Here is a 20,168-nt window from a genome sequence, read left to right on the forward strand (position 1 = left end):
GGCGGATGGGAATGGGAAAGTAGGGGGCGTGAAATTAGAATCACCGGCGGTGCGGGGCGGACGTTCCAACCTGGGGAACAATCCGCCCGTCCCACTCACAAGCAGGAATGCTTGTGCTACTCAGAACGGCCAGAGGAAGGGGATGATCAGGCAGGCGGTGACCCAGCAGATGATGTTCAGCGGGATGCCCACGCGGAGGAAGTCGGAGAACCGGTAGCCGCCGGGGCCATAGACCATCATGTGGGTCTGGTAGCCCATCGGCAGGGCGAAGGCGGTGGAGGCGGCCACGGTGACGGCCATGACGTAGGGCCAGTGGCTCACGCCGAGGCTGTGGGCCAGGGTGACCACGATCGGCACCATCATCACGGCGGTGGCGTTGTTCGAGAGCACCTCGGTGAGCAGCAGGGTCATCAGGTAGATGGCCCAGAGCATCACGATCGGGAGCATTTCCGCCGGGACATGGCCACGGGCGAGGCTCACCAGGCTGTTCGCCAGCCATTTCGCGGTGCCGGTGTCCTTCATTGCCATGCCCAGGCCGAGCAGGCCGTAGAGCATGAGCAGCACCTGCCAATCGATGCTGGCGTAGGCATCGCGCGGGGTCACGACCTTCAGCCACAGCAGCAGGAGCGCGCCGACGAGCGCGGCGTAGTGGATGGGGATCTGCGGCAGCCATGGCAGCGCGCCGCCCTTTCCGCCGAGGAAATCGGTGAGGGTGGCCACGGCCACCACGCCGATCAGCACGGCCCACGAGAGCCAGATGTGGTGGAGGGGCTGGCGCGAGGCAGCCTCGTCTTCGGGCGCGTCGTCCGGGGAATCGGTGAGGATGAAATCGCGGGTGGCCTCGAGGTCGTCCAGGTTGTTGAGGGCGGTGATCACCAGCAGGGTGTCGCCCTGTTCGAGCGTCACATCGGAGATCTGGCTGGTGATGTTCACGCCATTGCGGTGGAGGGCAAGGACCACGCAGTTGTAGTGCTGGCGGAAATCGGAGGCGGCCAGGGTGCGGCCGATCAGCGAGGACTCGTCCTTCACGACCAGCTCGGTGACGATGCCATCGACGGTGGAAAGGGTCGTCGCGCCGATTTCGGAGAACAGGGCTTCCGGTTTCACGGCCTTGCCGCGGCGGCGGTGGAGGGCGATCAGGAAGCGGTCGTTCTTTTCGACGGTGAGGGACTTCAGCGACTTCATCACGCGCGCGCCCTTGCGGCGGACCTCCATGATGTGGATGCCATTGGCGCGGTCGAAGAGGGGCGTTTCGGTGAGTTTCCTGCCGAGCATCGGCGAGTGGTCGCCGACCAGCAGGTGGTAGAGCGGGGTGGTGCGCTGGGTGATCTCCAGGGTGCCGGAGATCGAGGTGCGGGCGGGAATGAGCTTCGGCCCGAAGATGGCGAGGTAGGCGATGCCGGCGATGGACATCGGGATGCCGAGCGGCGCGAGCTGGAACATCGACATCGGTTCCAGCTTCATGTCCTTGAGCGTGCCATTCACCAGCAGGTTGGTGGAGGTGCCGATGAGGGTGCAGCAGCCGCCGAGGATGGAGCTGTAGGACAGCGGCATCAGCAGGCGGGAGGCCGGGATGTCCTTCGAGCGGGCGAGACCGAGCGCCACCGGCAACAGGATCGCCACGATGGCGGTGTTGTTCATCCATGCGCTGAAGAAGGCGGTGAGAACGGAGAACGCCAGCATCGCCAGGCGGGTGTTGTTCGGCAGGCGGTCCCGCAGCACGCGGCCGATGTGGTCCACCGCGCCGGATTTCTCCAAGGCTCCGCCAATGATGAAGAGGGCGGCGATGGTGAGCGGGGCCTCGTTCCGGAAAACGTCCGTCATCTTGTCCGCGTCGACCAAGCCGAGCGCGACCACGGCGCAGAGCACGGTGAGGGCGATCACGTCCGGTGCCGCCCATTCGCGGATGAAGGCGATGAGCGTGATGACGATGACTGCGAGGGTAAGGGCGATCGGCGCGTCCATGGTCGGGGTGGCACCCCGTGTGGGGAAGCCGGGCGATTCCATGACCTTGTCGGGCAGGTTTGGCAAGAATCGCGGACTCTCAAATGCCGGATAGCCAAGTCCCTACAAAAAGGCCCCGCCTCCCGGCCCGCAAGGGGAGGGGAGGCCGGGAGGTGGGGCTACCTCACCGGCAATCCGGCTTTCTCGCATGCATCGGAGTCGAGGATCTCCCAGTCGCGAGGTTCGTTCACAAAGATTTCGAAGCGAGAGAAGTCCGGGTAGAAAGTTCGTCCGGGCATAGTGTCCGATTCCGGGATCACAAAAAAACCCGGGTCGTCGGTGTAGATGACGACCGATGCTCTGACATCGTGCGAAATCTTTTCCAGGTTCTCGAAGTCTTCCCATGCAAGGTCGGGGGAAGGCATCAGGAAGGTGACGGTCATGTTGAATCTGGCAATCACGCGGGAGACGCGTGCGCGGTGTTCATCCAGGAGTTCGAAGAAGCGATCGAACGCCAGCTCTTCATCGCCACCGGACTTTTCGAGGAGCATGTTTCTCCATCCACTTGTGGATTCACTGAACCGGGCCCGGTAGGCCACCCAGTCGTCGAAATCATCCGGCAGGGGGAGCGATTGGCTATCTCCTTTCGCTCCGGCGATGAACCCGGTGCGGTAGAAATAGAGCCCGGAGATCGATTTCTCTCCGAAGTAGAGTCCGGGCCGGCGGCGGATCTCGGCGAGCAGGTTTGGCTGTGGGAGGAGAGCGGAGTCGGATTCCATTTGATGGTGGGAGTCGCCACCAAGGTAGGTGGCCAGTGCATGGGGACCGAACGGAAAAGAGCCTAGAATCGACAAAAAGCCCCACCTCCCGGCCTGCAAGGGGGGGCCGGGAGGTGGGGCGAACCACCACGAAAAAGAGGCGAGGGCGTCAGGGGGCGTAGATCTGGTCGAAGATGCCGCCGTCGGCGAAATGGGTCTGCTGGGCGGTGGCCCAGCCGCCGAACTCCTCATCGACGTTGTAGAGCTTCAGCGCGGGGAAGTCGGCGGTGTGCTTCGCCAGCACCTCGGCGGAACGCGGGCGGAGCTTGTGCTTCGCGGCCAGTTCCTGGGCGGCGGGGGTGTAGAGGGCGTCGAGGTAGGCCTTCGCCAGCGCCTGGGTGCCGTGCTTGGCGGTGTATTTCTCGACGACGGCCACCGGGGCCTCGGCGAGGACGCTGGAGGTCGGATAGACGATCTCGGTCTTGTCCGCGCCGAGCTCGCGGATCGCGAGATGGGCCTCGTTTTCGAAGGTGAGCAGCACGTCGCCGATCTCGCGCTGGGCGAAGGTGGTGGTGGCTCCGCGCCCCCCGGCATCGAGGACTGGCACGTTCTTGAAGAGCTTCGTCACGAAGTCCTTCGCGGTGGCGTCGCTGCCGCCGGGGGCGTGCTTGGCGTGGGACCAGGCGGCGAGGTAACTGTAGCGGCCGTTGCCGGAGGTCTTCGGGTTCGGGATGATGACCTGCACGCCGGGTTTCACCAGATCGTCCCAGTCCTTGAAGCCCTTCGGATTGCCCTTCCGCACCAGGAACACGATGGTCGAGGTGTAGGGCGAGGCTTGGTTCGAGAAACGCCCGGCCCAGTCCTTCGCGACGAGGCCGTTCTTGGCGAGGATCTCGATGTCGGTGGACTGGTTCATGGTCACCACGTCGGCTTCGAGGCCATCGAGGACCGAGCGGGCCTGCTTCGAGGAGCCGCCGTGGGACTGGTCGATCTTCGGGGTTTCACCGGTCTTGGCCTTCCAATCGGCGGCGAAGGAGTCGTTGAACTCCTTGTAGAACTCCCGGGTCACGTCGTAGGAGGCGTTCAGCAGCGTGGGCGCGGAGAGCGCGGTGCCGCTGGAGACGAGCAGCAGAACGAGGTGGGATGAGAGGCGGCGCCAGACGCGGCGGCGGGTAGGCAGGGACTTCAGGATGGAATTCGGGGTCATGGCCGATGGAGAGCAGGATGCCAAAAGGCAAAGGGGACCGGATGGGGCCGGGACTCGTGTCCGTGGGGATCCGGGCGTGGGTGGGTGGTGCTCCCCGTGTGGGGTGGCCGTGGGCCCGCAGGGGCTTGGGTTTTGAATGTAGATTAAATGGTGGGAAATCAAGCGGGAAATTTCCTCACAGCCCGGTATCGGCGCGGTAGTGGGTGCTGTCGCCTTCGCAGATCAAGCGCCAGCGGGCTTCCAGAGCGGGATCCGGGCTGGCGATTTCGAGGTTGAGCTGGCCCATCATGTCGTAGACGCGGATGGCGGACCAGGTTTCGCCATCGATGCGGATCGGCAGGACCCAGAGCGAGTGGGCGTATTCGAGTTTGATCTGGAGCAGGCCGTGGCGGCTGGCGTCGATCGTTTCGATGCAGCCGTCCCGGATCTTCACGCGGCCGGGGATGAGGTTGGTGACCATGCCGAGGTGTTGCGACTGGAGGCGGCACAGCAGCGGCAGGTGGAGAACCACGGCTTCCTCCAGGATGGCGGTGAGCGGGTGGCTGGCGGCGTGGGCGAGACGGCGTTCCGCGGCCTGGCTGCAATGCGGGCAGAGGCAGGGCGGGGGATCGAGGTCGGAGCGCCACTGGGTGAGATCGGCGGCGGTGATGCGGGCCTCGGTGAGGGCGTGGAGGCTTTCCACGAAGCCGCCGCCATCCGGGGATTCATCGAGCGCCACCACGCTCAGGCCATTGGCGCGGTCCTGGAAATCGAACTCCACGGCGAGGGCTGGGCGGACCAGCTTGTCGATGCGCACGGCGTGGATGGCGGCGAGGCGTTCGAAGGACAGGTTCAGTCCGCCTTCGGGAAAGAGCGCGGTTTTCCCGTCCTCATCCATCGCCGCGATGCCCAGCGATTGGATGGCGGCGAGTTCCGCGCCGGTGTTGCGGGCGTGCAGGTAGAGGCGCTGGATCGGCGAGAGCAGGTCGAAGACGGCCGAGGGAACCGGGCGGAGCCGCAGCACCTGGTGGGTGGAGGCGAAGGGTGAGCTGGAGTTCATCATTTCGGCTCCATCGTGGGCTGGAACCCGCCGGGCCGCTGCCTGTGGATTGTCGAAGGATGACGGTGGGTTGTCGGAGCGCGGTATCGCGACGATCAGGGCCTTTCTGCGTAGCCGCGCTGGTGACAGCGTGGGTCGGACGGATTCACCCGGTCCCATGCAACCCCGGCTGGAGGAGCGCCGCCCTACCGGGCTTTGAGATGGGGGGATCAGATGAGGACCGAATCTGCGAGGGAGATCGCGGACAAACCCAACCCACGCTGTCACCAGCGCGGCTACGCGGAAACCTAACAGCCAGCTGTTGAGACTGAATTGCATCAACAAGTCTCATGATTCTTTGATCTAACTTGAGTTGGGAAGGAATCGATGCTTCTGTGTTACCTGACTCAACCACCTTTCATCCCATGAAAACCGAAGCTCAAACCAAGACCGTCGCCTGCTCGAATTGCCAATACTGGAGCAGCGATGCCAAGGCGAAGAAGGGCGAGTGCCGCCGCCACGCGCCGCAGATGCTCGTCTTCAACGTCGACAACGACCTGAAGTACAAGTCCCACTTCCCGGCCACCGCCGCCGCCGATTGGTGCGGTGACTTCAAGGCGAAGTGACCGATCCCGCCTGAACCTGCTGATTTCCCAGCGCAACCCGCATGGCCCGGAGCCCCCCCGGCCACGCGGGTTTTTCATTGCGGGGCAAGGGCTGGAGGATTTTCTCTTGCTATTGAGAATCATTCGCATTAGTTGTCGCGCATGTCCCACACGGCGACGCTCGATACGGTGCTGGCTTCCTTGGCGCGTCCTTTCCAGAGGCGCGCGGATACGCTCTTGGATCTGCGTGAGTGCGCATGTGACGAAAGCCGGGTCGGCACCTGCGTGAAGGCCTACTTCGATCTGCATGAGGATGCCCCGGACCAGCGCGAGGCGCGGACCGGTTTGAACGGGTTCCGCCACTGGCTGGAAGATCACGTGGAGATCGCGGTGCTGGATGGGAAGAGCTCGGTGTGTCTCGAAACCTGGCCGCTCACGCTGGCGGGCGAGACCGATCTGGAGGCTTTCTGCCAGAAGGCGATGAACCGCCTGCGCGAGGACCGGTGCCACCGCGCGTCGGTGATCCACCTGGAGTTCCGGTTCCGTCCGGCGCTTGCGGCCTGATGGGCGACCGGAGGGTTGAGATCATGTCGGATGCCGCCGAGTTCGCGATCCGTGCCGCCGCCTTTTGGCGCGAACGGGGTGGCCGGATGACTCCCGTGCGGGAGATGCTTTGCCGGGCCATCGAGCACAGCGAGGGCGCGTTCGTGGCCGATGAGCTGCTGGAGCGCGCCCGCAAGCTGGACCGTGGCATTTCCAGCGCGTCGGTCTACCGCGCGCTGTCCGATCTGGTGGAGGCGGGCCTGCTGCGGGAGATCCGCGGTCCGCGCGACCAGAGGTCGTTCGTGCGGGCGGGAACGCCGCAGGCGAAGGTGGGGCACGTGGTGTGCACGGATTGCCACCGGGTGATCCCGCTGGAGGACGAGTGCGTGCCGTTGCGGGAAGCCGCGATGTTGAAGCGCATGGGATTCGCGGCGGGCGGCATGCACCTGCGGATCGAGGCCGCGTGCGAGTCGATGAAACGCTGCGGCACCTGCGAGAAGCGGTGCCCGTCCCCTGATTCGGAATGAGCGTGGACGTCGGCTGGTGGCGGAATGGCGGAGGCATCCGCTGCGGGGCCATGACGGGGCGGGTGGCCTCGGCGGGCTGCCGGTTCCGCGAGGCTTCGGATGGCGACGTGTGGCTGTGGTTGAACCGTAGCGGCAGCGGCCTGGTGTGGGGACCGGGTGAACGGTTTCCGCTCCAGCCCGGGATGTATGCGCTGACCGGAGGGGTGCTGGAGGACGAGTGGACGTGCATCCGCTATCCCGGCACGCACCGCATGGAGATCGTGCGGCTTTCCCGTGAATGGCTTTCGGCGCATCTCGGCAAGCAGCCGGAGTGGCTGCATCCGGATCTGGCGAAGTGGTTGCGGGAGGGGGGGCGGCTTTCGTTCTGTGGACTGATGGGGCTGTGGGAGGAGGATCTTTGCGAGGCGCTGGCAAAGGGCGCGGAGGAGGGCGGCGGCGCGGCTTTGCTGGCGGAGGCGCGGATTTTGGAATGGGCGGCGGTGCGGTTGTACCGTGGCAAGACCGGTGGCGAACCGGGCGCGGGCTTCTGCTCGTCCGTGCGCGGGCGTGATCCAGTGCGCAAGGCGCTGGAAACGGTGCGCGCACGTTTGGACCAGCCGCTGGATCTCGGTTCGCTGGCGAAGGAAGTGGGGCTGGCTCCGCATTATCTTTCGCGCCGCGTGAGCTCGGAAACGGGTGTCACTCTTCAGCGTCACCTGCGTCGGATGCGGATCGAGCGCGCGTGCGAGTGGCTGGCGTCGGGGCGCATGAACGTTACCGAAGCGGCGCTGGAGGTGGGCTATCAGAGTTTGAGCCATTTCGCGAAGGCATTCCGTGAGGAGACGGGGCATGGCCCGCAGGATTGGTTGAAGATGCAGAAGGGCGGCGTGGCGGTGGGGCGGGGGTGAGTATTCTGCTTTCGGCTCTTACCCGGGGTTGTGGACTCTGTATCCCCGAAGGGGATGACAGCCCAAGTAGCCGGAGGTTGAGGAGCCTTGGCGACGACACCTCCGGTTGGGGCGGGAAGGTGATTCGATCCCGAACGGGATCGCAGCCGGGTTCGAAGGCCTGCGGAATTCCATTTCCCATTCTACCCACGGAGCCGGGGCACGTGGCTGGCACGCCCTTCGGGGTGCGGTTCCTGATCCGGGCTGTCCGGTGGTGTCGTCGCCAAGGCTCCTCAACCACCGGCTACCGGAGCTGCGATCCCTTCGGGATCCGGAATTCTCCAGTGACGGTGACAGGAAGTACGATGCGCATCGCCATTCACCGCGACAATTGAGCGTCACGTTTCCGCAACCGGCCGGGAGCGGATCGGCGGGGGAGCGGGCATGGTGGTGGCGTGATCGAACCTGACACGATGAAACCGAACCTCCTTGCCCGGACCCTCCCCCTGCCGCGCGTTTGCGCCCTCGTCGCCGTGCTCGCCACCCTCCCGGCCCATGCGGCGCTGCTGGCGGACTACAACCTGGGAGTTGACCAGAACACCACCGTCTGGACGACCCTCAGCAACGCCAATCCGACCCGCACCGCGGACGCGGGCAGCGATGCCGGTAGCTTCACCATCGGCGCGCCGGGTTACCAGGCCAGCGTGGGCACCTACAGCTACTCCACCGATTACTCGATCACGGTCACGCAGACCTCCACCTTCGATCTTCAGACGGCGGTCTTCCAGGTGGATATCGCGATGAATCCGGCCTACACGCTGCCCTATGGCACCGGCCCGCTATTGAGCTACAACGGGGGCACGCAGAATCTCGCGGCCTCCCTTTTCACGACGAATGGCACCGAGAACCGGAACACGTCGTTCGGTCCGATGACCTACACCGGCGGCGCGTGGCAGTGGGATCTTTCCTCGATCGGCGAGGAGATCACCTCGCTGACGATCACGATGCCGGTGTCGGTCCACTCCTCGATCTCCGCGGCCCGGATCGACTCCGGTTCGTCGAACCTGGCGGTGGTCCCGGAGCCGTCGATGGGGTTCCTGGCTTTGCTCGGTGGCGGCATGTTGGTTGCGCGCCGTCGCCGTGCGGTCTGATCCAGAGCCGGGGATGGTGGGCTGCCATCTCCTGGATCAGACCGTGCCCCGCGTGGTCCCCCGGGATCGCGCGGGGCATTTTTGTTGGGGGGATGTGGAAGGTAGCCGCGTTCGGGAGAACGTGGGCTGGGGGGGCACGCATTTCGATTCGAATCCCAGTCCTGAGTTCGCGATCGGCGTTCGAATTGTGCCGGATCGTTCCAAATCGCAGGAATTGTAGCTCCGCCGGGAGAGCGCAGGCAGCGTCGTCCCTGACGGGACTTGAATCTTCTCCCCGGCGTGGGCCGGTGGCTGGCGCCACCGGCTAGAAGAGCGTCGCCCTCCGGGCTCGGAAGCGAGCGAGAACCAGAGAGGAGATGGTTCTGGAGCGGGGGCAGTAGTTTTCCGATCGCAGGTTTTCTTTCCGGCGATGGCTCGCCTCCGCTCAAAGCGGCGATTGCTCGCCGCACTCCAAATCCAGAGAGCAAGGCAGCGTCCATCAATCGCAAGCGGTCGGGAGCGGGCGGATGAAAAACGGCCATGCTGGTGGCCGATGAAGTTGCCAACGATGTTGCTGGCCGTGGGCGCGATGCTCGCGGGGACGTTCGCCCGGGGAGCGGAGGAGACGGCCTTCGAGAAGGACCGCCGCGCGATCCTGCAGATGACGGGCGATTTCAAGGTCACCTTCCATTTCCATGAAACGCTTTCGCTCCACGCGGGCTACACGGTGAAGGACCGCCCGTACGACGAGGAGGCCTATGAAACGGTGAAGGTCGCGGAGGACGATGGGAAGCGCATCGTCCTCCAGCACCTGCTGCAGGTGGAGGGCGAGGTGGTGAAGCACTGGTCGCAGGTGTGGACCTACGAGGACACGGAGCTGCTGGAGTTCCAAGGGCAGCGGACGTGGGCGAAGCGCGGGATCGATGCCGCGGTGGCGAAGGGCACGTGGACGCAGCGCGTCACGGAGGTGACGGATGAACCGCGCTACGAGGGCTATGGCCGCTGGGTGCACCACGAGGGCGCGAGCGAGTGGACGAGCAGCCCGACGAACCGCCCGCTGCCGCGGCGCGAGTATACGAAGCGCGACGACTACGACCTGCTGCTGGTGACGAACCGCCACACGGTGACGCCGCAGGGTTGGTTCCACGAGCAGGACAACACCAAGCAGGTGCAGCGCGAGGGCGCGGCCTACCCGTTGTGCCGCGAGGTGGGTTTCAACACCTACACCCGCGTGGCGGACCATGATTTCGCGCTGGCGAACGACTATTGGTCCCGTACCAGCGCGTTCTGGAAACTGGTGAGGCAGGCGTGGGACGGGGCGCTGGGGGAGAACTCCCGGATCGGCCTGCGCGACAAGGTGGAGGACAAGACGCTTTCCAAGGCGGTCGGCGCGCTGGCCGGTCGCGTGAAGAAGGGTGAGGCGGTGACGGCGGAGGAGATCCGCGGGACGCTGAAGCCCTACCTGATCCTTTCCGCCAAGGCCGACCGTTCATGAGGATCGCCATCACAGCGTGCGGGCTCGCCGCGCTCGCGGTCGCCGCGGCGGCCGATGCTCCTCCTGCCGCGCCGCAGGAGGAGAGGGCTCCGAAGGAGCTGGATGACATGGTGGTGGTGGCCACCCGCACCGAGAAGGACTGGCTGGACACCGCGGGCACGGTGGCGCGCCTGGACAGCGGTGAGATGGTGAAGCGCGGGGTGGAGGATCTCGGCGGGCTGGTGAAGTATGATCCGTTGTTGTCCGGCCCGTTCGATTTCGCCAGTGGCGACGGGGCCTTCGCCTACGGGGGCAGCGGCTACAGCGGCTTCAACATCCGCGGCGTGGAGGGCAACCGGATCGCGGTGGAGCTGGATGGCATCCGCCAGCCGCCGCAGTATGTGTCCACCTCCTTCGACATGGGCGCGGAGAGTGGTTCCGGCGGCAGCGGCCGCGATTACTTCGATCCGGCGATGTTCGACCTGGTGGAGGTGATGAAGGGCGGCGGCAGCGCGCTCTACGGCAGCGACGCGCTCGGCGGCGTGGTCTCGATGAAGACGCTGGGACCGGATGACCTGCTGGCGAAGGGGAATGCGGGCGGGTTACTGCGGACGCAGTATTTCTCCGCGAACGAGAGCCTGGCGGTGCAGGCGGGCGGGGCGATCCGCCGCGGCGATTTCGAGGCGATGCTGCTCTATGCCGGGCGGGAGGGACACGAGACGGTGAACAATGGCACGCTGCCGCCGAATCCGGTGGATTTCACCAGCGGGGCGGTGCTCGGGAAACTCGGCTACCGGCGCGGCGAGAACGCGCTGCTGCTCACGCTGGAATCCTACGAGCGGAACACCGGCAGCAATGCCCGCAGCGCGGTGATCTCGGATTTCCCGGTCTTCAACCGCAACGTGCTGAACGCCCAGCTAATGACCCGCCAGCGGGTGGGCTTGGAATGGGATTACGAACCGGCGGGCGGTTGGATCGACCGGCTGGAAACGCACGCCTACTGGCAGGGCTCGGTGAGCGGCAGCGACAACCGCAGTCGCTCGAAGGACGTCACCATCGGCGGAGTCACGATTCCCGGCCGCCTGCGCAGCCAGTCGATCCGTTTCGACACCGGCCTGCTCGGGCTGACCTCGATCGCGCGGAAGGAAATCCAATCCGGCGGGGTGACCCACGGCCTGCTGGCGGGGATCGACGTCTCGCATGAGGACAGCGAGAACACCTTCGTCCGGCTGGATACGGGGATGCCGTGGGAGCGGGACAAGGTTTCGTTCGCGCCGAGCACCACGCTGCGGCTTGGCCTATTTGCGCAGGATGAGATTGCAGTCGGGCGCTGGACGGTCACGCCGGGCCTGCGCGTGGACTCGACGGCGATCCGCCCGGAGCCGAGCCCCGGTTATCTGGCGCGGTTGGCGGCGCTGGATCTCCATGAGGTGGACCCGCCGACGGACTACGACAACGCCACGCCCTCGCCGCGGCTCGACGTGAGTTTCAAGACCACCGACCGCACGCGCCTCTACGCCGCGTGGTCGCACGGCATCCGCAATCCCACGGCGGAGGAGCTTTCGATGATCTTCGAGCACCCGGCGTCGGGCGGCAGCCCGGTGGGTTCGATCACGGTGCCGAATCCCTCGCTCCAGGAGGAAACCAGCGAGGCGTTCAAGGCGGGGTTCAAAGGCGAGTCCGATGCCGGGAAGATCGGCGTGGAGGGCTTCTACACCTTCTACCGGAACTACATCGAGAACGGCGTCCGCACCGGTCGTCAGGACGACGAGGGGCGCGACATCCTCACCACGCTGAATCGCGGGGAGGCGGAGATCTACGGCTTCGAAGCCAGCACCGAATGGCAGGCGCGGTCGTGGAACCCCGCGCTCGATGGTTGGTCGCTGGGCGTTTCCACCGGCAAGGCGATCGGCATCAACCGCACCGACGACACCTGGCTGAACTCGGTGGAGCCGTGGAAAACCGTCGGCTGGCTCGGCTACGACGCGCCGGACCAGCGCCACGGCGTGCGCCTCACGGCGGTCCATTCCGCGGCGGTGACGCACGTGGACGACAGCACCAGCCAGGGCCGGTTCTTCCGCCCGCCGGCGTGGACCACGCTGGATCTCTCCGCCTACTGGAAACCGACCGAGACGCTCACGGTGAACGCCGGGGTGAACAACCTCTTCGACGAGAAATACTGGTCGTGGAGCTCGGTGCGGCGCGGCAACGGCCACCTCGGCGGCAGCGCGACGGACGACCGCAGCACCGCGCCGGGCACGAATTTCCACATCAGCATCACCCGCACCTTCTGACCCGATGAAACCGATCCTCCTCCCATTCGCCGCCTCGCTCTCGCTGGCTTCCGCCGGTGTGGTCCTCACGCCGACACAGGACACCGACGTCTATCAATTCACCACCTATCCCACGAGCACGACCTATTCGCTGGGTGTGAACTCGAGCGGCGGGCAGGGCCATTCGCAGAAGTCGCTGGTGAAGTTCAATCCCACCACCGCCACGCTGGCGATGACCGCGGCGGAGATCGGCACGGCGAAGCTGCGGCTCTACGTGCTGCCGGATGGTTCGCCCTCCAGTGGCTACGGCGGCACGTTGGTGCCGGGATTCGTGACGGTGCACGCGCAGGGCACGGCGTGGACGGTGGCGGCGGCGCGCTGGAGCACGTTTTCCCCGGGCACCTCGCTGGGGACGATCGGGATCTCTCAACCCTCCACGGAGACGGTGGCGGTGTGGGTGGAGCTCGACGTGACCGCCCAGGTGAAGGCGTGGGTGGCGGGCACGGCGGCCAACAACGGCTTCGTGATCCAGGCGGCGGACGAGACGAGCACGCCATCGCTGAACGTGTCCTTCGCCTCGATGGAGACCGGTTTCCCGCCACAGCTGGTGGTGGAGAAGGTGCAACCGAAGCCCTTTCAGGTGACCGGCTTCAGCAACAGCGGCGCGAACGTGACGGTGGGCTGGAATTCCGAATCCGGGAAGAGCTACCGGGTGCAGGAAAGCCCGGACATGGTGACGTGGACGACACGCCAGACGGTGGTGGCCACCGGCACCACCAGCAGCGCCACGGTGGCGAAAACGGTGTATGCGGACGGGAAGGGGTTCTTCCGCGTGGTGGTGACGCAGTAGCGCGAGGCTCCCGCCTTGCGTGCTTCTCCACGCCCGCTGCCGCTGGGATTTCGATTCACCCTGGAAGCACGCTTCTGTCAGCCCCGATCCTCCAGAAGCACGCAAAGCGGGAGCCTCGCGCTACTTCTCGATCAGGTTGAGGATCTTCGAGGCGGGGACGCAGTTCTTGATCATCATCTGCTGCTCGTTGCCCTCGGGCTCGGGGACGGGCTGGCCTTTGGGGGAGGGGGCGTCCTTCGGCGCTTCCTTGGGAACATCCTTCGGCTTCGGCGTTTCTTTCTTCGGCGGAGTGGGAGCCTTCTTGTCCTTGCCGGCCTTCGGGTCGGCGGGTTTCGCACCCTGTTCGACGGGGCGTTTCGGATCCGGGGTTTCCGTGGCGGGTTCCTCCTCGCCGATGTGGTTGATCGCCTCGACGTTCGACACCATGCCGACCACCACGCCATCCGCATCGATCACCGGACCACCGGAGGAGCCTTCCGCGAACTCGGCGGTGACGGATTGCCAGAGGGTCTCCTTGCTATCGTCCTCCAAGGTACGATCCATGGAGTAGCGGGACACCTCGCCGCTGGTCTGGAAATAGAAGTGCTCGCCGGGGTGGCTGAGGATGCGAACCTTGGTGCCGACGTCGGCATCGGTGCCGAGCTTGAGCGGAGTGAGCTTCGCGCCCGCGGGGTCGATCTTGAACAGGACGGCATCGGCCTCCGGATCGGAGGCGAGGATGGCGGTGATCTTGTAGATCTTTCCGTCCACGCCATAGACGCCCCACGATTCATCCTCGGGGGCGAGGAAGACATGGCGGTTCGTGACCATCACGCCGTCCTCGGTGAGGCACCAGGCGGAGGCGGTGCCGCCGTTGTGCCACTCATCGCAGTCGGCGCATTTGTAGGCGGAGGCCACCACGAACACGCTCTTCACCAGATCGTTGTAACCGGCGGGTTTCGGCGGTGTGGCGGGCAGGGCGACGGCGGCCTTCTTTGGGGCCTTCTCCAGCTTCGCCATCAGGGTCTTGCCATCGGTGGACTCATGCTTCTCCGCCAGTTCGCCGAGCTTCTCCCGCATGGTCTTGAGAGCGGCCATGTCATCGATGACCACCGGCGCGGCGCTGGCGGTGAGGGCCGGGAGAACGAGGGCGAAGACGAATGGCTTCATGCGGGTCGGCTTCCTTGATGACGGGAGCTGGGACTGTTTGAAACCACGAAAGACACGAAATTTCACGAAAGGGGAGGCGTCTGTTGGCCACGGAGCGAAAGGAGGAAAGCCCGCGCGTCCCTCCTTTCGTGAACCTTCGTGTCTTTCGTGGTTCCCTCTCCCTGACGGTTACTTCGCCCGCTGATCCAGCTTGCACGGCTCCGCCGGAACGGCCTTGCCGGTTTCCTCGACGGGGCTGGTGAAGAGGTAGCGCCAGACGTCCTCGTAACGGTATTGGCCCCCGGTTGTCTTCGGTGAATTGCCTCCGGGGAGGACGGCTCCGTGGGCCTTGTCCGGGTTTCCGCCGACATCGGCGGCGGAGGTGAGGCGGCGGGTGTGGCCGTAGGGCGGGGAGGTGGTGTCGACGTCCACGATCGGGCCGTAGTCGTTCAGCTTCATGAGCTGCCACGAGCGTGGGTAGTGCTCGCCGGTCCAGCCGGCGTCCTGGACGTGGCTGAAGGCGAAGATGCGGTTGCCCGGGGTGGCGGACGGGAGTTTCTGCCAGACTTCGAATTGGTCGCGGGGGCCGCAGAACAGCACGGCGCGGTCGACGGCCTTGTATTTCGCGAAACGGGCGGCGGTGGTGGACCCATGGGAGCTGCCGGAGACGATCACCTTGTCCCAGCGCAGGTCGGTGCCATCGGCGGTGAGGAACTGCTTCCAACCGCCATCCGGGTCCTTTTGGTCGAGCCATTTCACGAACTGGAGGGCGCGTTCCATCATGCCGTCCGGCTTCGGGATCTCGATGGCCGGGCTGTGGTCCTCGCCGGTGGCGGCTTCCAGGCGGACATTGGACAGGAACAGGTCGTCGGCGGGCGGCGGGCCGGAGTAGAGCTTGGTGAACCAGCCATTGGCGTAGTGGACCTGGATGGCGTGGAGGCCGTAGCCGGAAAGGCGCTCGAAGAGCCCGCCATTGTAGCCCATCAGCCAGATGACGAGTTTCCTCTGGGAGGGGACGCGGGTGTCGACGCGGGCGTGCTCGGTGTCGGCGGGTTTCCCATCCTTGGTGAAGACGAAGCCAATCTCCGGATGCTCGCGGGCGCGGGGATCGATCTCGCTGGCCCGGGCGGTCAGGTCGTGGACCCGGCCGGCGGCGGCGGGTTCGGCCCGGGCGATGGCCGAGGTGCACAAGAGGCTGAGCAGGAAAGGAAAACTTCGTTGCATGCACCCTTTACTGGGGGCGGGCGGGAGTCCTGTCGAGGGCCTGGGAAAGTGCGACGATTTCGCCCCATTCGCGGGGATTTCCGCGGTGGTGGGAGGGGATCGAGGGAGGGCGGATGAAACTTCTTTGAAACTCGCCGCCATTGGGCTTGCGGGGCCGCTGGCGGAGGGTTAATCGCCGCTAGGCCCACCATGCTTTCGGAACTGCAAGATCAGCTCGTGGAGCGCCTTCAGAGCGGGGATTTCTCCGGGCTGAAGCAAGTGCTCGGCACGCTCGCCCCCGCGGACTTCGCGGAGGCCATCGAGCCGTTGCCTGCGGAGGAGCAGGCGGTGCTGTTCCGGCTGCTGCCCACGGGCTCCGCGGCGGAGGTCTTCGAATACTTGCCGGTGGAGGCCCAGGAGGAGCTGATCCACGCCATGAGCAGCCGGGATGCCGCGCGCATCCTGGAGGCGATGTCGTCCGACGACCGAACCGCGCTGCTCGAGGAGCTGCCGACCGCGGTCTGTGCGCGCCTGATTGAAATGCTTTCCCCCGAGGAGCGGCGGGTGGCCCTGCGGCTGCTCGATTATCCGGAGGATTCGATCGGACGTCTGATGACCTCCGAGTATCTCACCATCCGCGACGAGTGGACGGTGAAGCAGGTGCTCGACCACATCCGCTCCCGCGGCAGCGATTCCGAGACCCTGAACGTGCTCTACGTGGTGGACGACCACGGCAAGCTCATCGACGACGTCCGCATCCGCGAGTTCCTGCTCGCGCCGCTGGACCAGAAGGTGGGTGACCTGCGCGATGGCAAGATGACCCTGCTGCACGCCGCCGACCACCAGGAGGAGGCGGTGAAGGCGTTCCAGAAATACGACCGCACGGTGTTGCCGGTGGTGGATGGAACCGGCGGGCTCGTTGGCATCGTGACGGTGGACGACGTGCTCGACGTGGCTCAGGAAGAGGCCACCGAGGACATCCAGAAGCTCGGTGGTATGGAGCACCTGGACGAGCCGTACATGGACATTTCCTTCGGCCGGTTGGTGCGGAAGCGCGCCTCGTGGCTGATCGTGCTGTTCCTCGGCGAAATGCTCACCGCCACGGCGATGGGGCACTACGAGGAGCAGATCGAGAAGGCGGTGGTGCTGGCGCTGTTCGTGCCGCTCATTATTTCCTCCGGTGGCAACAGCGGCTCGCAGGCGGCGACGCTGATCATCCGCGCGATGTCGATCGGCGAGGTGGGACTGCGCGATTGGTGGCGCGTGATGCGCCGCGAGATTTTCTCCGGATTGGCGCTTGGGGTGATCCTCGCCATCATCGGCATGATCCGCATCGCGGTGTGGGCCGGGGTGTTTCCGAATGTCTATGGGGCCCACTGGAACCTGGTGGCCTTCACGGTCGGCTTCTCGCTGATCGGGGTGGTGCTGTGGGGTTCGCTGTCCGGGTCGATGCTGCCATTCCTGCTGAAGCGCTGCGGGCTTGACCCAGCGACCTCTTCCGCGCCTTTCGTGGCCACGCTGGTGGACGTCACGGGCCTGGTGATCTATTTCGCGGTGGCGGGCCTGGTCTTGCATGGCGCGCTGGATTCGCCGGTGCCCTCGCTGCCCGGTCCGGTGGCGATCCATGAATCGGTGGCGAAGCCGGTCGGCGGGCTGAAATTCTCCGCGGTCACCCAGGGGGATTGGCTCGCGCCCCAGGACTCCAGCCATCACATCCCGGTGTCGATCCAACTGCGTGTCACCAACGAGGGTGCGACCGACCTGGTCTTCCCGGTGACGGACACGCTGCGGCTTTCCATCGAGGATTCCAATGGCAAGGAGATGATCGCGGCGGGGGAGAAGGCCGCCGAGCCGGTCATTCCGCAATCGATCATCGTGCCCGCCCACGGCAGCTACACCGTGGCGCGCAATGCCTATCTCGATTGGGACCGCGGCACGAACCACTCGGTGCTCCGCTATTCCGACGACCGCGGGACCGAGCAAGCCACGGTGCCGCTGGCTCCCGGGGACTACCGGCTGAAATTCACGCTCGCCGGGGATCTGCTGCCGCAGCCGGAAGGGGCGGCGGCCACCTGGTCTGGAAACGGGGCGACCGATGCCGTGGGTTTCCGCGTGGTGGAGCAGCCGGCCGGGAAGTGACGCCGGGTCACGCGATGACGTTTCATTCCGCTCTGGCGTGCCAAGGCCCGGCCGGTGCAATCTCGGGCAGGATGGACCCTTTTCGCAAACGCCAGCTCATCGCCTACGGGCTGCTCGGGCTTGGCATTCTCCTCGCCGTGGTGGCCGAGTTCCTGCCGTGGATGATCCTCCATTACTCGGAGTTTTCCCGCAGCAGCATGCCGGTGGGGGACATCCACATCTATTTGCTCCAGATTCTGAAACAGAACGCCGTGGAGGTGGGGCATGATACCGTTTACATTCCCTCGCAACCGTTCATGGCGGCGGGGGCGTTGGCGGTTTGGGCGCTGGTGTTCCTGCTCCTGCTGGCGTCGCCGCGGCTGGTCCGCTACGCCTCGAAAACCTCCACACTGTTGTGGGGGGCACGGAGCATTGCCGTGGCTTTGTGCGTGCCGTTCGTGCTGTGGGCGGGATTCATCGTCCGGTCTTCCTATCAATCGGTGGGCGCCGGGATGGGGGTATTCATCGCCGCGCTCGTGCTGCACGCGGCGGGCTGGTTCGTATTCCCGAGGTCGGGAGCGAGGGATTGATGGCTGTCCTTGGCGTAGCCGCGCTCGGGAGAGCGTGGGTGGGGTGAATCCACCCTCATCCTTGTACGTCCAGTTCTCCGCCGGACTGCCCCTTTCTGAGCCCGGAGGGCGACGCTCTGCTAGCCGGGGCGCGCCAGCCCCCGGAATAGGGCGGCCATGAATTCCAAGCCCCGGCAAGGGGCGACGCAATCGGAGGCCGGGTAACATTCCAGATGGTGGCTCGCGTTCGATGTTCGAAGAGTTCCGAATCGTTCCAAACCGCGGGAATGGCAAGTCCGCCGAAAGAGCGCAGGCAGCGTCGTCCCTGACGGGACTTGAGCTTCTCTCGCCAGGGTCCGGTGGCTTGCGCCACCGGCTAGCAGAGCGTAGCCCTCCGGGCTCAGAGAGGGCGATTGCAAACCGGAGACTACATGGGAACGGGTAAATCCACCCCACCCACGTTCTCCCGAACGCGGCTACACGACTACGGCGTGCGTCGTATTTGCATGGCGGCGGTTTCGGGGGCGGCGTCGAGGCCGGCTTCGGCCGCGGCATCGTCGAGGTCCTGGTCGGCGGCGGTGAGTTCGGGGTCGGGATCCAGGAGGCCTTCCTGGGAGGATTCGTGGGTGTCTTCTTCGGCCACCTCCATGCCCTCGTCCACCAGCTCCTGGTTCGGGTTTTCGTCGAGATAATCGGGGCCGGTTTTGATGTCCGGAGCCCGCGGCACCGGCTCGGAGGGATCGTACGTGGTCATGACCCTGCAGGATAGCATCGCTCGGGGGGGCGTGCCGGATTTATCGGGAGGGGAAAATCGCTCGATCCGGGGTTCTCACGAGTGCATCCTGCAAACTGCGGAGGGTTCGGGATGAGAGGGGTTGGTTTGTAAGTTGCTGATGTTGAGTGGTGGTTGCGGCGGGTGAAGCACTTGGTATGGCAGGTGCAAGAAGTATCCCTGTCATGATCAAGCCAGCATCCCACATCAAAGATCAGGCCCGCGAAGCCCTCGACGACGTCAAGGACCACGCCCGCCAAGCCGCCGATGATGTCCGCGGCCACGCCCGCGAAATCGCGGACGAGTTTCACGATGGAGCGGGTTCCCTGCGCGAGCGGGCTTCCGGTGCCATCCAGCGCGCGACCGGCGCGGTGCGCGACACCGGTGCGGAAATCCGGGCCCGCGGGCTCGACGCCGCCGACCACGTGCGCGATTTCGTCCGCGACCGTCCGGTTTCCGCCATCATCGGCTTCACCGCCTTCGGGTTCGCGCTCGGATATCTGTTGCGGCCCGCGCCGAAAAAGAGCGGCTGGTTCGACTCGTCCGACCTCGCCGACGTGCTCACGCCGCTTCGCAAGCAGGCCCGCTCCCGTTTCGAGGACCTCCGTGGCCGCGGCTCGGATGTGATCGGCGCGGTGCAGGGCCACCTGCCGGACCACCCGCTCGATGCCGCCATCGACCGCGCCCGGTCCTTCGGGAAGAACCTCAAATTCTGGTAACCCATGAGCGCCTCCATCGTCGGCCCCACCTTGTTTGAGCCTCCCACCGTGGAGGAGGGCGTGCAGGCCCTCTTCGATGATGGGAAGACCTACGTGCGCCGGAAATACGAAGCCTGCCAAGAACGGGTGGTGAACCATCCGGCCCAGGCGGTGATGATCGCGGCGGCGGCGGGATATCTGATCGAGAAACTGCCGCTGCGTTCCATTTTCATCACCAACATGCGGCTCCTTGCCGCGCTCACTCCGCCGATCCTTTTCGCCGTGGGGGCCGCCAAGGTCTGTGAGTATCTCCAGACCAAGGCCCGACAGTGATGCCACCACGGCCCGCCATTTTGGGGGGAATACAAGACGAAGGAAAGAAGGGTCCGCCACCGCCGTTCATGCGCGGGGACGGGCCCTTCATTCGTGTGGGTGGAGGTTGACCCCGCGCGGCTGCCCGGGTGAGGATGGCGGCCGATGAATGT

General features: G+C 65.5%; 19 protein-coding genes. 12 read left to right on the forward strand and 7 right to left on the reverse strand.

Annotation, left to right across the window (positions count from 1 at the left end; genetic code table 11):
* Positions 1-120: 120 nt before the first annotated feature.
* From llg_RS14395 to llg_RS14410, 4 genes are all read right to left on the reverse strand, one after another.
* The gene (locus llg_RS14395; RefSeq protein WP_338285370.1) at positions 121-1,965 is read right to left on the reverse strand and encodes an SLC13 family permease; all 1,845 of its coding nucleotides are present in this window, start codon (positions 1,963-1,965) and stop codon (positions 121-123) included.
* 158 nt (positions 1,966-2,123) lie between these two features.
* A complete protein-coding gene (locus llg_RS14400) occupies positions 2,124-2,723 on the reverse strand; it encodes a hypothetical protein (protein ID WP_338285371.1) in 600 nt (199 codons plus the stop codon).
* Between the two features lie 148 nt (positions 2,724-2,871).
* The gene (locus tag llg_RS14405) at positions 2,872-3,909 is read right to left on the reverse strand and encodes a sulfate ABC transporter substrate-binding protein (RefSeq protein ID WP_338285372.1); all 1,038 of its coding nucleotides are present in this window, start codon (positions 3,907-3,909) and stop codon (positions 2,872-2,874) included.
* A 175-nt stretch (positions 3,910-4,084) separates the two neighbouring features.
* Positions 4,085-4,951, reverse strand: a complete 867-nt coding sequence (locus tag llg_RS14410; RefSeq protein ID WP_338285373.1) for a hypothetical protein — start codon at positions 4,949-4,951, stop codon at positions 4,085-4,087.
* A 401-nt stretch (positions 4,952-5,352) separates the two neighbouring features.
* On the opposite strand from llg_RS14410, the gene llg_RS14415 reads away from it, so the two are divergent.
* From llg_RS14415 to llg_RS14450, 8 genes are all read left to right on the forward strand, one after another.
* Positions 5,353-5,553: a hypothetical protein gene (locus tag llg_RS14415; RefSeq protein WP_338285374.1), complete on the forward strand. Its 201-nt coding sequence runs from the start codon at positions 5,353-5,355 to the stop codon at positions 5,551-5,553.
* 141 nt (positions 5,554-5,694) lie between these two features.
* Positions 5,695-6,096, forward strand: a complete 402-nt coding sequence (locus llg_RS14420; protein WP_338285375.1) for a hypothetical protein — start codon at positions 5,695-5,697, stop codon at positions 6,094-6,096.
* Positions 6,097-6,119: 23 nt separating this feature from the next.
* Positions 6,120-6,602 (forward strand): transcriptional repressor, encoded by a 483-nt coding sequence (locus tag llg_RS14425; RefSeq protein ID WP_338285376.1) that lies wholly within the window; start codon positions 6,120-6,122, stop codon positions 6,600-6,602.
* Entirely contained in the window at positions 6,599-7,489 is an 891-nt protein-coding gene (locus llg_RS14430; protein WP_338285377.1) for an AraC family transcriptional regulator, read from the forward strand. The genes llg_RS14425 and llg_RS14430 overlap by 4 nt, the downstream gene beginning before the upstream one ends.
* A gap of 452 nt (positions 7,490-7,941) precedes the next feature.
* Entirely contained in the window at positions 7,942-8,619 is a 678-nt protein-coding gene (locus llg_RS14435) for a PEP-CTERM sorting domain-containing protein (protein ID WP_338285378.1), read from the forward strand.
* A gap of 532 nt (positions 8,620-9,151) precedes the next feature.
* Positions 9,152-10,093: a DUF6607 family protein gene (locus llg_RS14440; RefSeq protein ID WP_338285379.1), complete on the forward strand. Its 942-nt coding sequence runs from the start codon at positions 9,152-9,154 to the stop codon at positions 10,091-10,093.
* Positions 10,090-12,366, forward strand: a complete 2,277-nt coding sequence (locus llg_RS14445; protein ID WP_338285380.1) for a TonB-dependent hemoglobin/transferrin/lactoferrin family receptor — start codon at positions 10,090-10,092, stop codon at positions 12,364-12,366. Before llg_RS14440 ends, llg_RS14445 begins: the two co-directional genes overlap by 4 nt.
* Positions 12,367-12,370: 4 nt before the next feature.
* Positions 12,371-13,195: a DNRLRE domain-containing protein gene (locus llg_RS14450; protein ID WP_338285381.1), complete on the forward strand. Its 825-nt coding sequence runs from the start codon at positions 12,371-12,373 to the stop codon at positions 13,193-13,195.
* A 120-nt stretch (positions 13,196-13,315) separates the two neighbouring features.
* Here the strand turns inward: llg_RS14450 and llg_RS14455 are convergent, their stop codons facing one another.
* Positions 13,316-14,344: a serine protease gene (locus llg_RS14455; protein ID WP_338285382.1), complete on the reverse strand. Its 1,029-nt coding sequence runs from the start codon at positions 14,342-14,344 to the stop codon at positions 13,316-13,318.
* A 168-nt stretch (positions 14,345-14,512) separates the two neighbouring features.
* The gene (locus tag llg_RS14460) at positions 14,513-15,514 is read right to left on the reverse strand and encodes a hypothetical protein (RefSeq protein WP_338285383.1); all 1,002 of its coding nucleotides are present in this window, start codon (positions 15,512-15,514) and stop codon (positions 14,513-14,515) included.
* Between the two features lie 222 nt (positions 15,515-15,736).
* Here llg_RS14460 and mgtE point away from each other — a divergent pair, with 222 nt between their 5' ends.
* Positions 15,737-17,665, forward strand: coding sequence for a magnesium transporter (mgtE, locus tag llg_RS14465; protein ID WP_338285384.1), 1,929 nt, complete (start codon positions 15,737-15,739; stop codon positions 17,663-17,665).
* 71 nt (positions 17,666-17,736) lie between these two features.
* Complete coding sequence (locus tag llg_RS14470; RefSeq protein ID WP_338285385.1) at positions 17,737-18,234, forward strand: hypothetical protein; 498 nt, start codon at positions 17,737-17,739, stop codon at positions 18,232-18,234.
* Positions 18,235-18,697: 463 nt separating this feature from the next.
* Here llg_RS14470 and llg_RS14475 read toward each other — a convergent pair whose 3' ends face one another.
* Positions 18,698-18,967 carry a hypothetical protein gene (locus tag llg_RS14475; protein WP_338285386.1) on the reverse strand — a complete coding sequence of 90 codons (270 nt, stop codon included), beginning with the start codon at positions 18,965-18,967 and terminating at the stop codon, positions 18,698-18,700.
* Between the two features lie 203 nt (positions 18,968-19,170).
* On the opposite strand from llg_RS14475, the gene llg_RS14480 reads away from it, so the two are divergent.
* On the forward strand, positions 19,171-19,704 hold the full coding sequence (locus llg_RS14480) for a hypothetical protein (RefSeq protein ID WP_338285387.1): 534 nt from the start codon (positions 19,171-19,173) through the stop codon (positions 19,702-19,704).
* Between the two features lie 3 nt (positions 19,705-19,707).
* On the forward strand, positions 19,708-20,016 hold the full coding sequence (locus tag llg_RS14485; protein ID WP_338285388.1) for a hypothetical protein: 309 nt from the start codon (positions 19,708-19,710) through the stop codon (positions 20,014-20,016).
* Positions 20,017-20,168 lie beyond the last annotated feature (152 nt).

It is taken from the genome of Luteolibacter sp. LG18, assembly GCF_036322585.1.
In the GTDB taxonomy this organism is placed as follows: Bacteria; Verrucomicrobiota; Verrucomicrobiia; order Verrucomicrobiales; family Akkermansiaceae; genus Luteolibacter.

What these genes read in the sequence shown, in the direction of transcription:
- llg_RS14395 (WP_338285370.1), bottom strand. Translation starts at nt 1,965, where the DNA reads ATGGACGCGCCGATCGCCCTTACCCTCGCAGTCATCGTCATCACGCTC.
- llg_RS14400 (WP_338285371.1), bottom strand. Translation starts at nt 2,723, where the DNA reads ATGGAATCCGACTCCGCTCTCCTCCCACAGCCAAACCTGCTCGCCGAG.
- llg_RS14405 (WP_338285372.1), bottom strand. Translation starts at nt 3,909, where the DNA reads ATGACCCCGAATTCCATCCTGAAGTCCCTGCCTACCCGCCGCCGCGTC.
- llg_RS14410 (WP_338285373.1), bottom strand. Translation starts at nt 4,951, where the DNA reads ATGATGAACTCCAGCTCACCCTTCGCCTCCACCCACCAGGTGCTGCGG.
- llg_RS14415 (WP_338285374.1), top strand. Translation starts at nt 5,353, where the DNA reads ATGAAAACCGAAGCTCAAACCAAGACCGTCGCCTGCTCGAATTGCCAA.
- llg_RS14420 (WP_338285375.1), top strand. Translation starts at nt 5,695, where the DNA reads ATGTCCCACACGGCGACGCTCGATACGGTGCTGGCTTCCTTGGCGCGT.
- llg_RS14425 (WP_338285376.1), top strand. Translation starts at nt 6,120, where the DNA reads ATGTCGGATGCCGCCGAGTTCGCGATCCGTGCCGCCGCCTTTTGGCGC.
- llg_RS14430 (WP_338285377.1), top strand. Translation starts at nt 6,599, where the DNA reads ATGAGCGTGGACGTCGGCTGGTGGCGGAATGGCGGAGGCATCCGCTGC.
- llg_RS14435 (WP_338285378.1), top strand. Translation starts at nt 7,942, where the DNA reads ATGAAACCGAACCTCCTTGCCCGGACCCTCCCCCTGCCGCGCGTTTGC.
- llg_RS14440 (WP_338285379.1), top strand. Translation starts at nt 9,152, where the DNA reads ATGAAGTTGCCAACGATGTTGCTGGCCGTGGGCGCGATGCTCGCGGGG.
- llg_RS14445 (WP_338285380.1), top strand. Translation starts at nt 10,090, where the DNA reads ATGAGGATCGCCATCACAGCGTGCGGGCTCGCCGCGCTCGCGGTCGCC.
- llg_RS14450 (WP_338285381.1), top strand. Translation starts at nt 12,371, where the DNA reads ATGAAACCGATCCTCCTCCCATTCGCCGCCTCGCTCTCGCTGGCTTCC.
- llg_RS14455 (WP_338285382.1), bottom strand. Translation starts at nt 14,344, where the DNA reads ATGAAGCCATTCGTCTTCGCCCTCGTTCTCCCGGCCCTCACCGCCAGC.
- mgtE (WP_338285384.1), top strand. Translation starts at nt 15,737, where the DNA reads ATGCTTTCGGAACTGCAAGATCAGCTCGTGGAGCGCCTTCAGAGCGGG.
- llg_RS14470 (WP_338285385.1), top strand. Translation starts at nt 17,737, where the DNA reads ATGGACCCTTTTCGCAAACGCCAGCTCATCGCCTACGGGCTGCTCGGG.
- llg_RS14475 (WP_338285386.1), bottom strand. Translation starts at nt 18,967, where the DNA reads ATGACCACGTACGATCCCTCCGAGCCGGTGCCGCGGGCTCCGGACATC.
- llg_RS14480 (WP_338285387.1), top strand. Translation starts at nt 19,171, where the DNA reads ATGATCAAGCCAGCATCCCACATCAAAGATCAGGCCCGCGAAGCCCTC.
- llg_RS14485 (WP_338285388.1), top strand. Translation starts at nt 19,708, where the DNA reads ATGAGCGCCTCCATCGTCGGCCCCACCTTGTTTGAGCCTCCCACCGTG.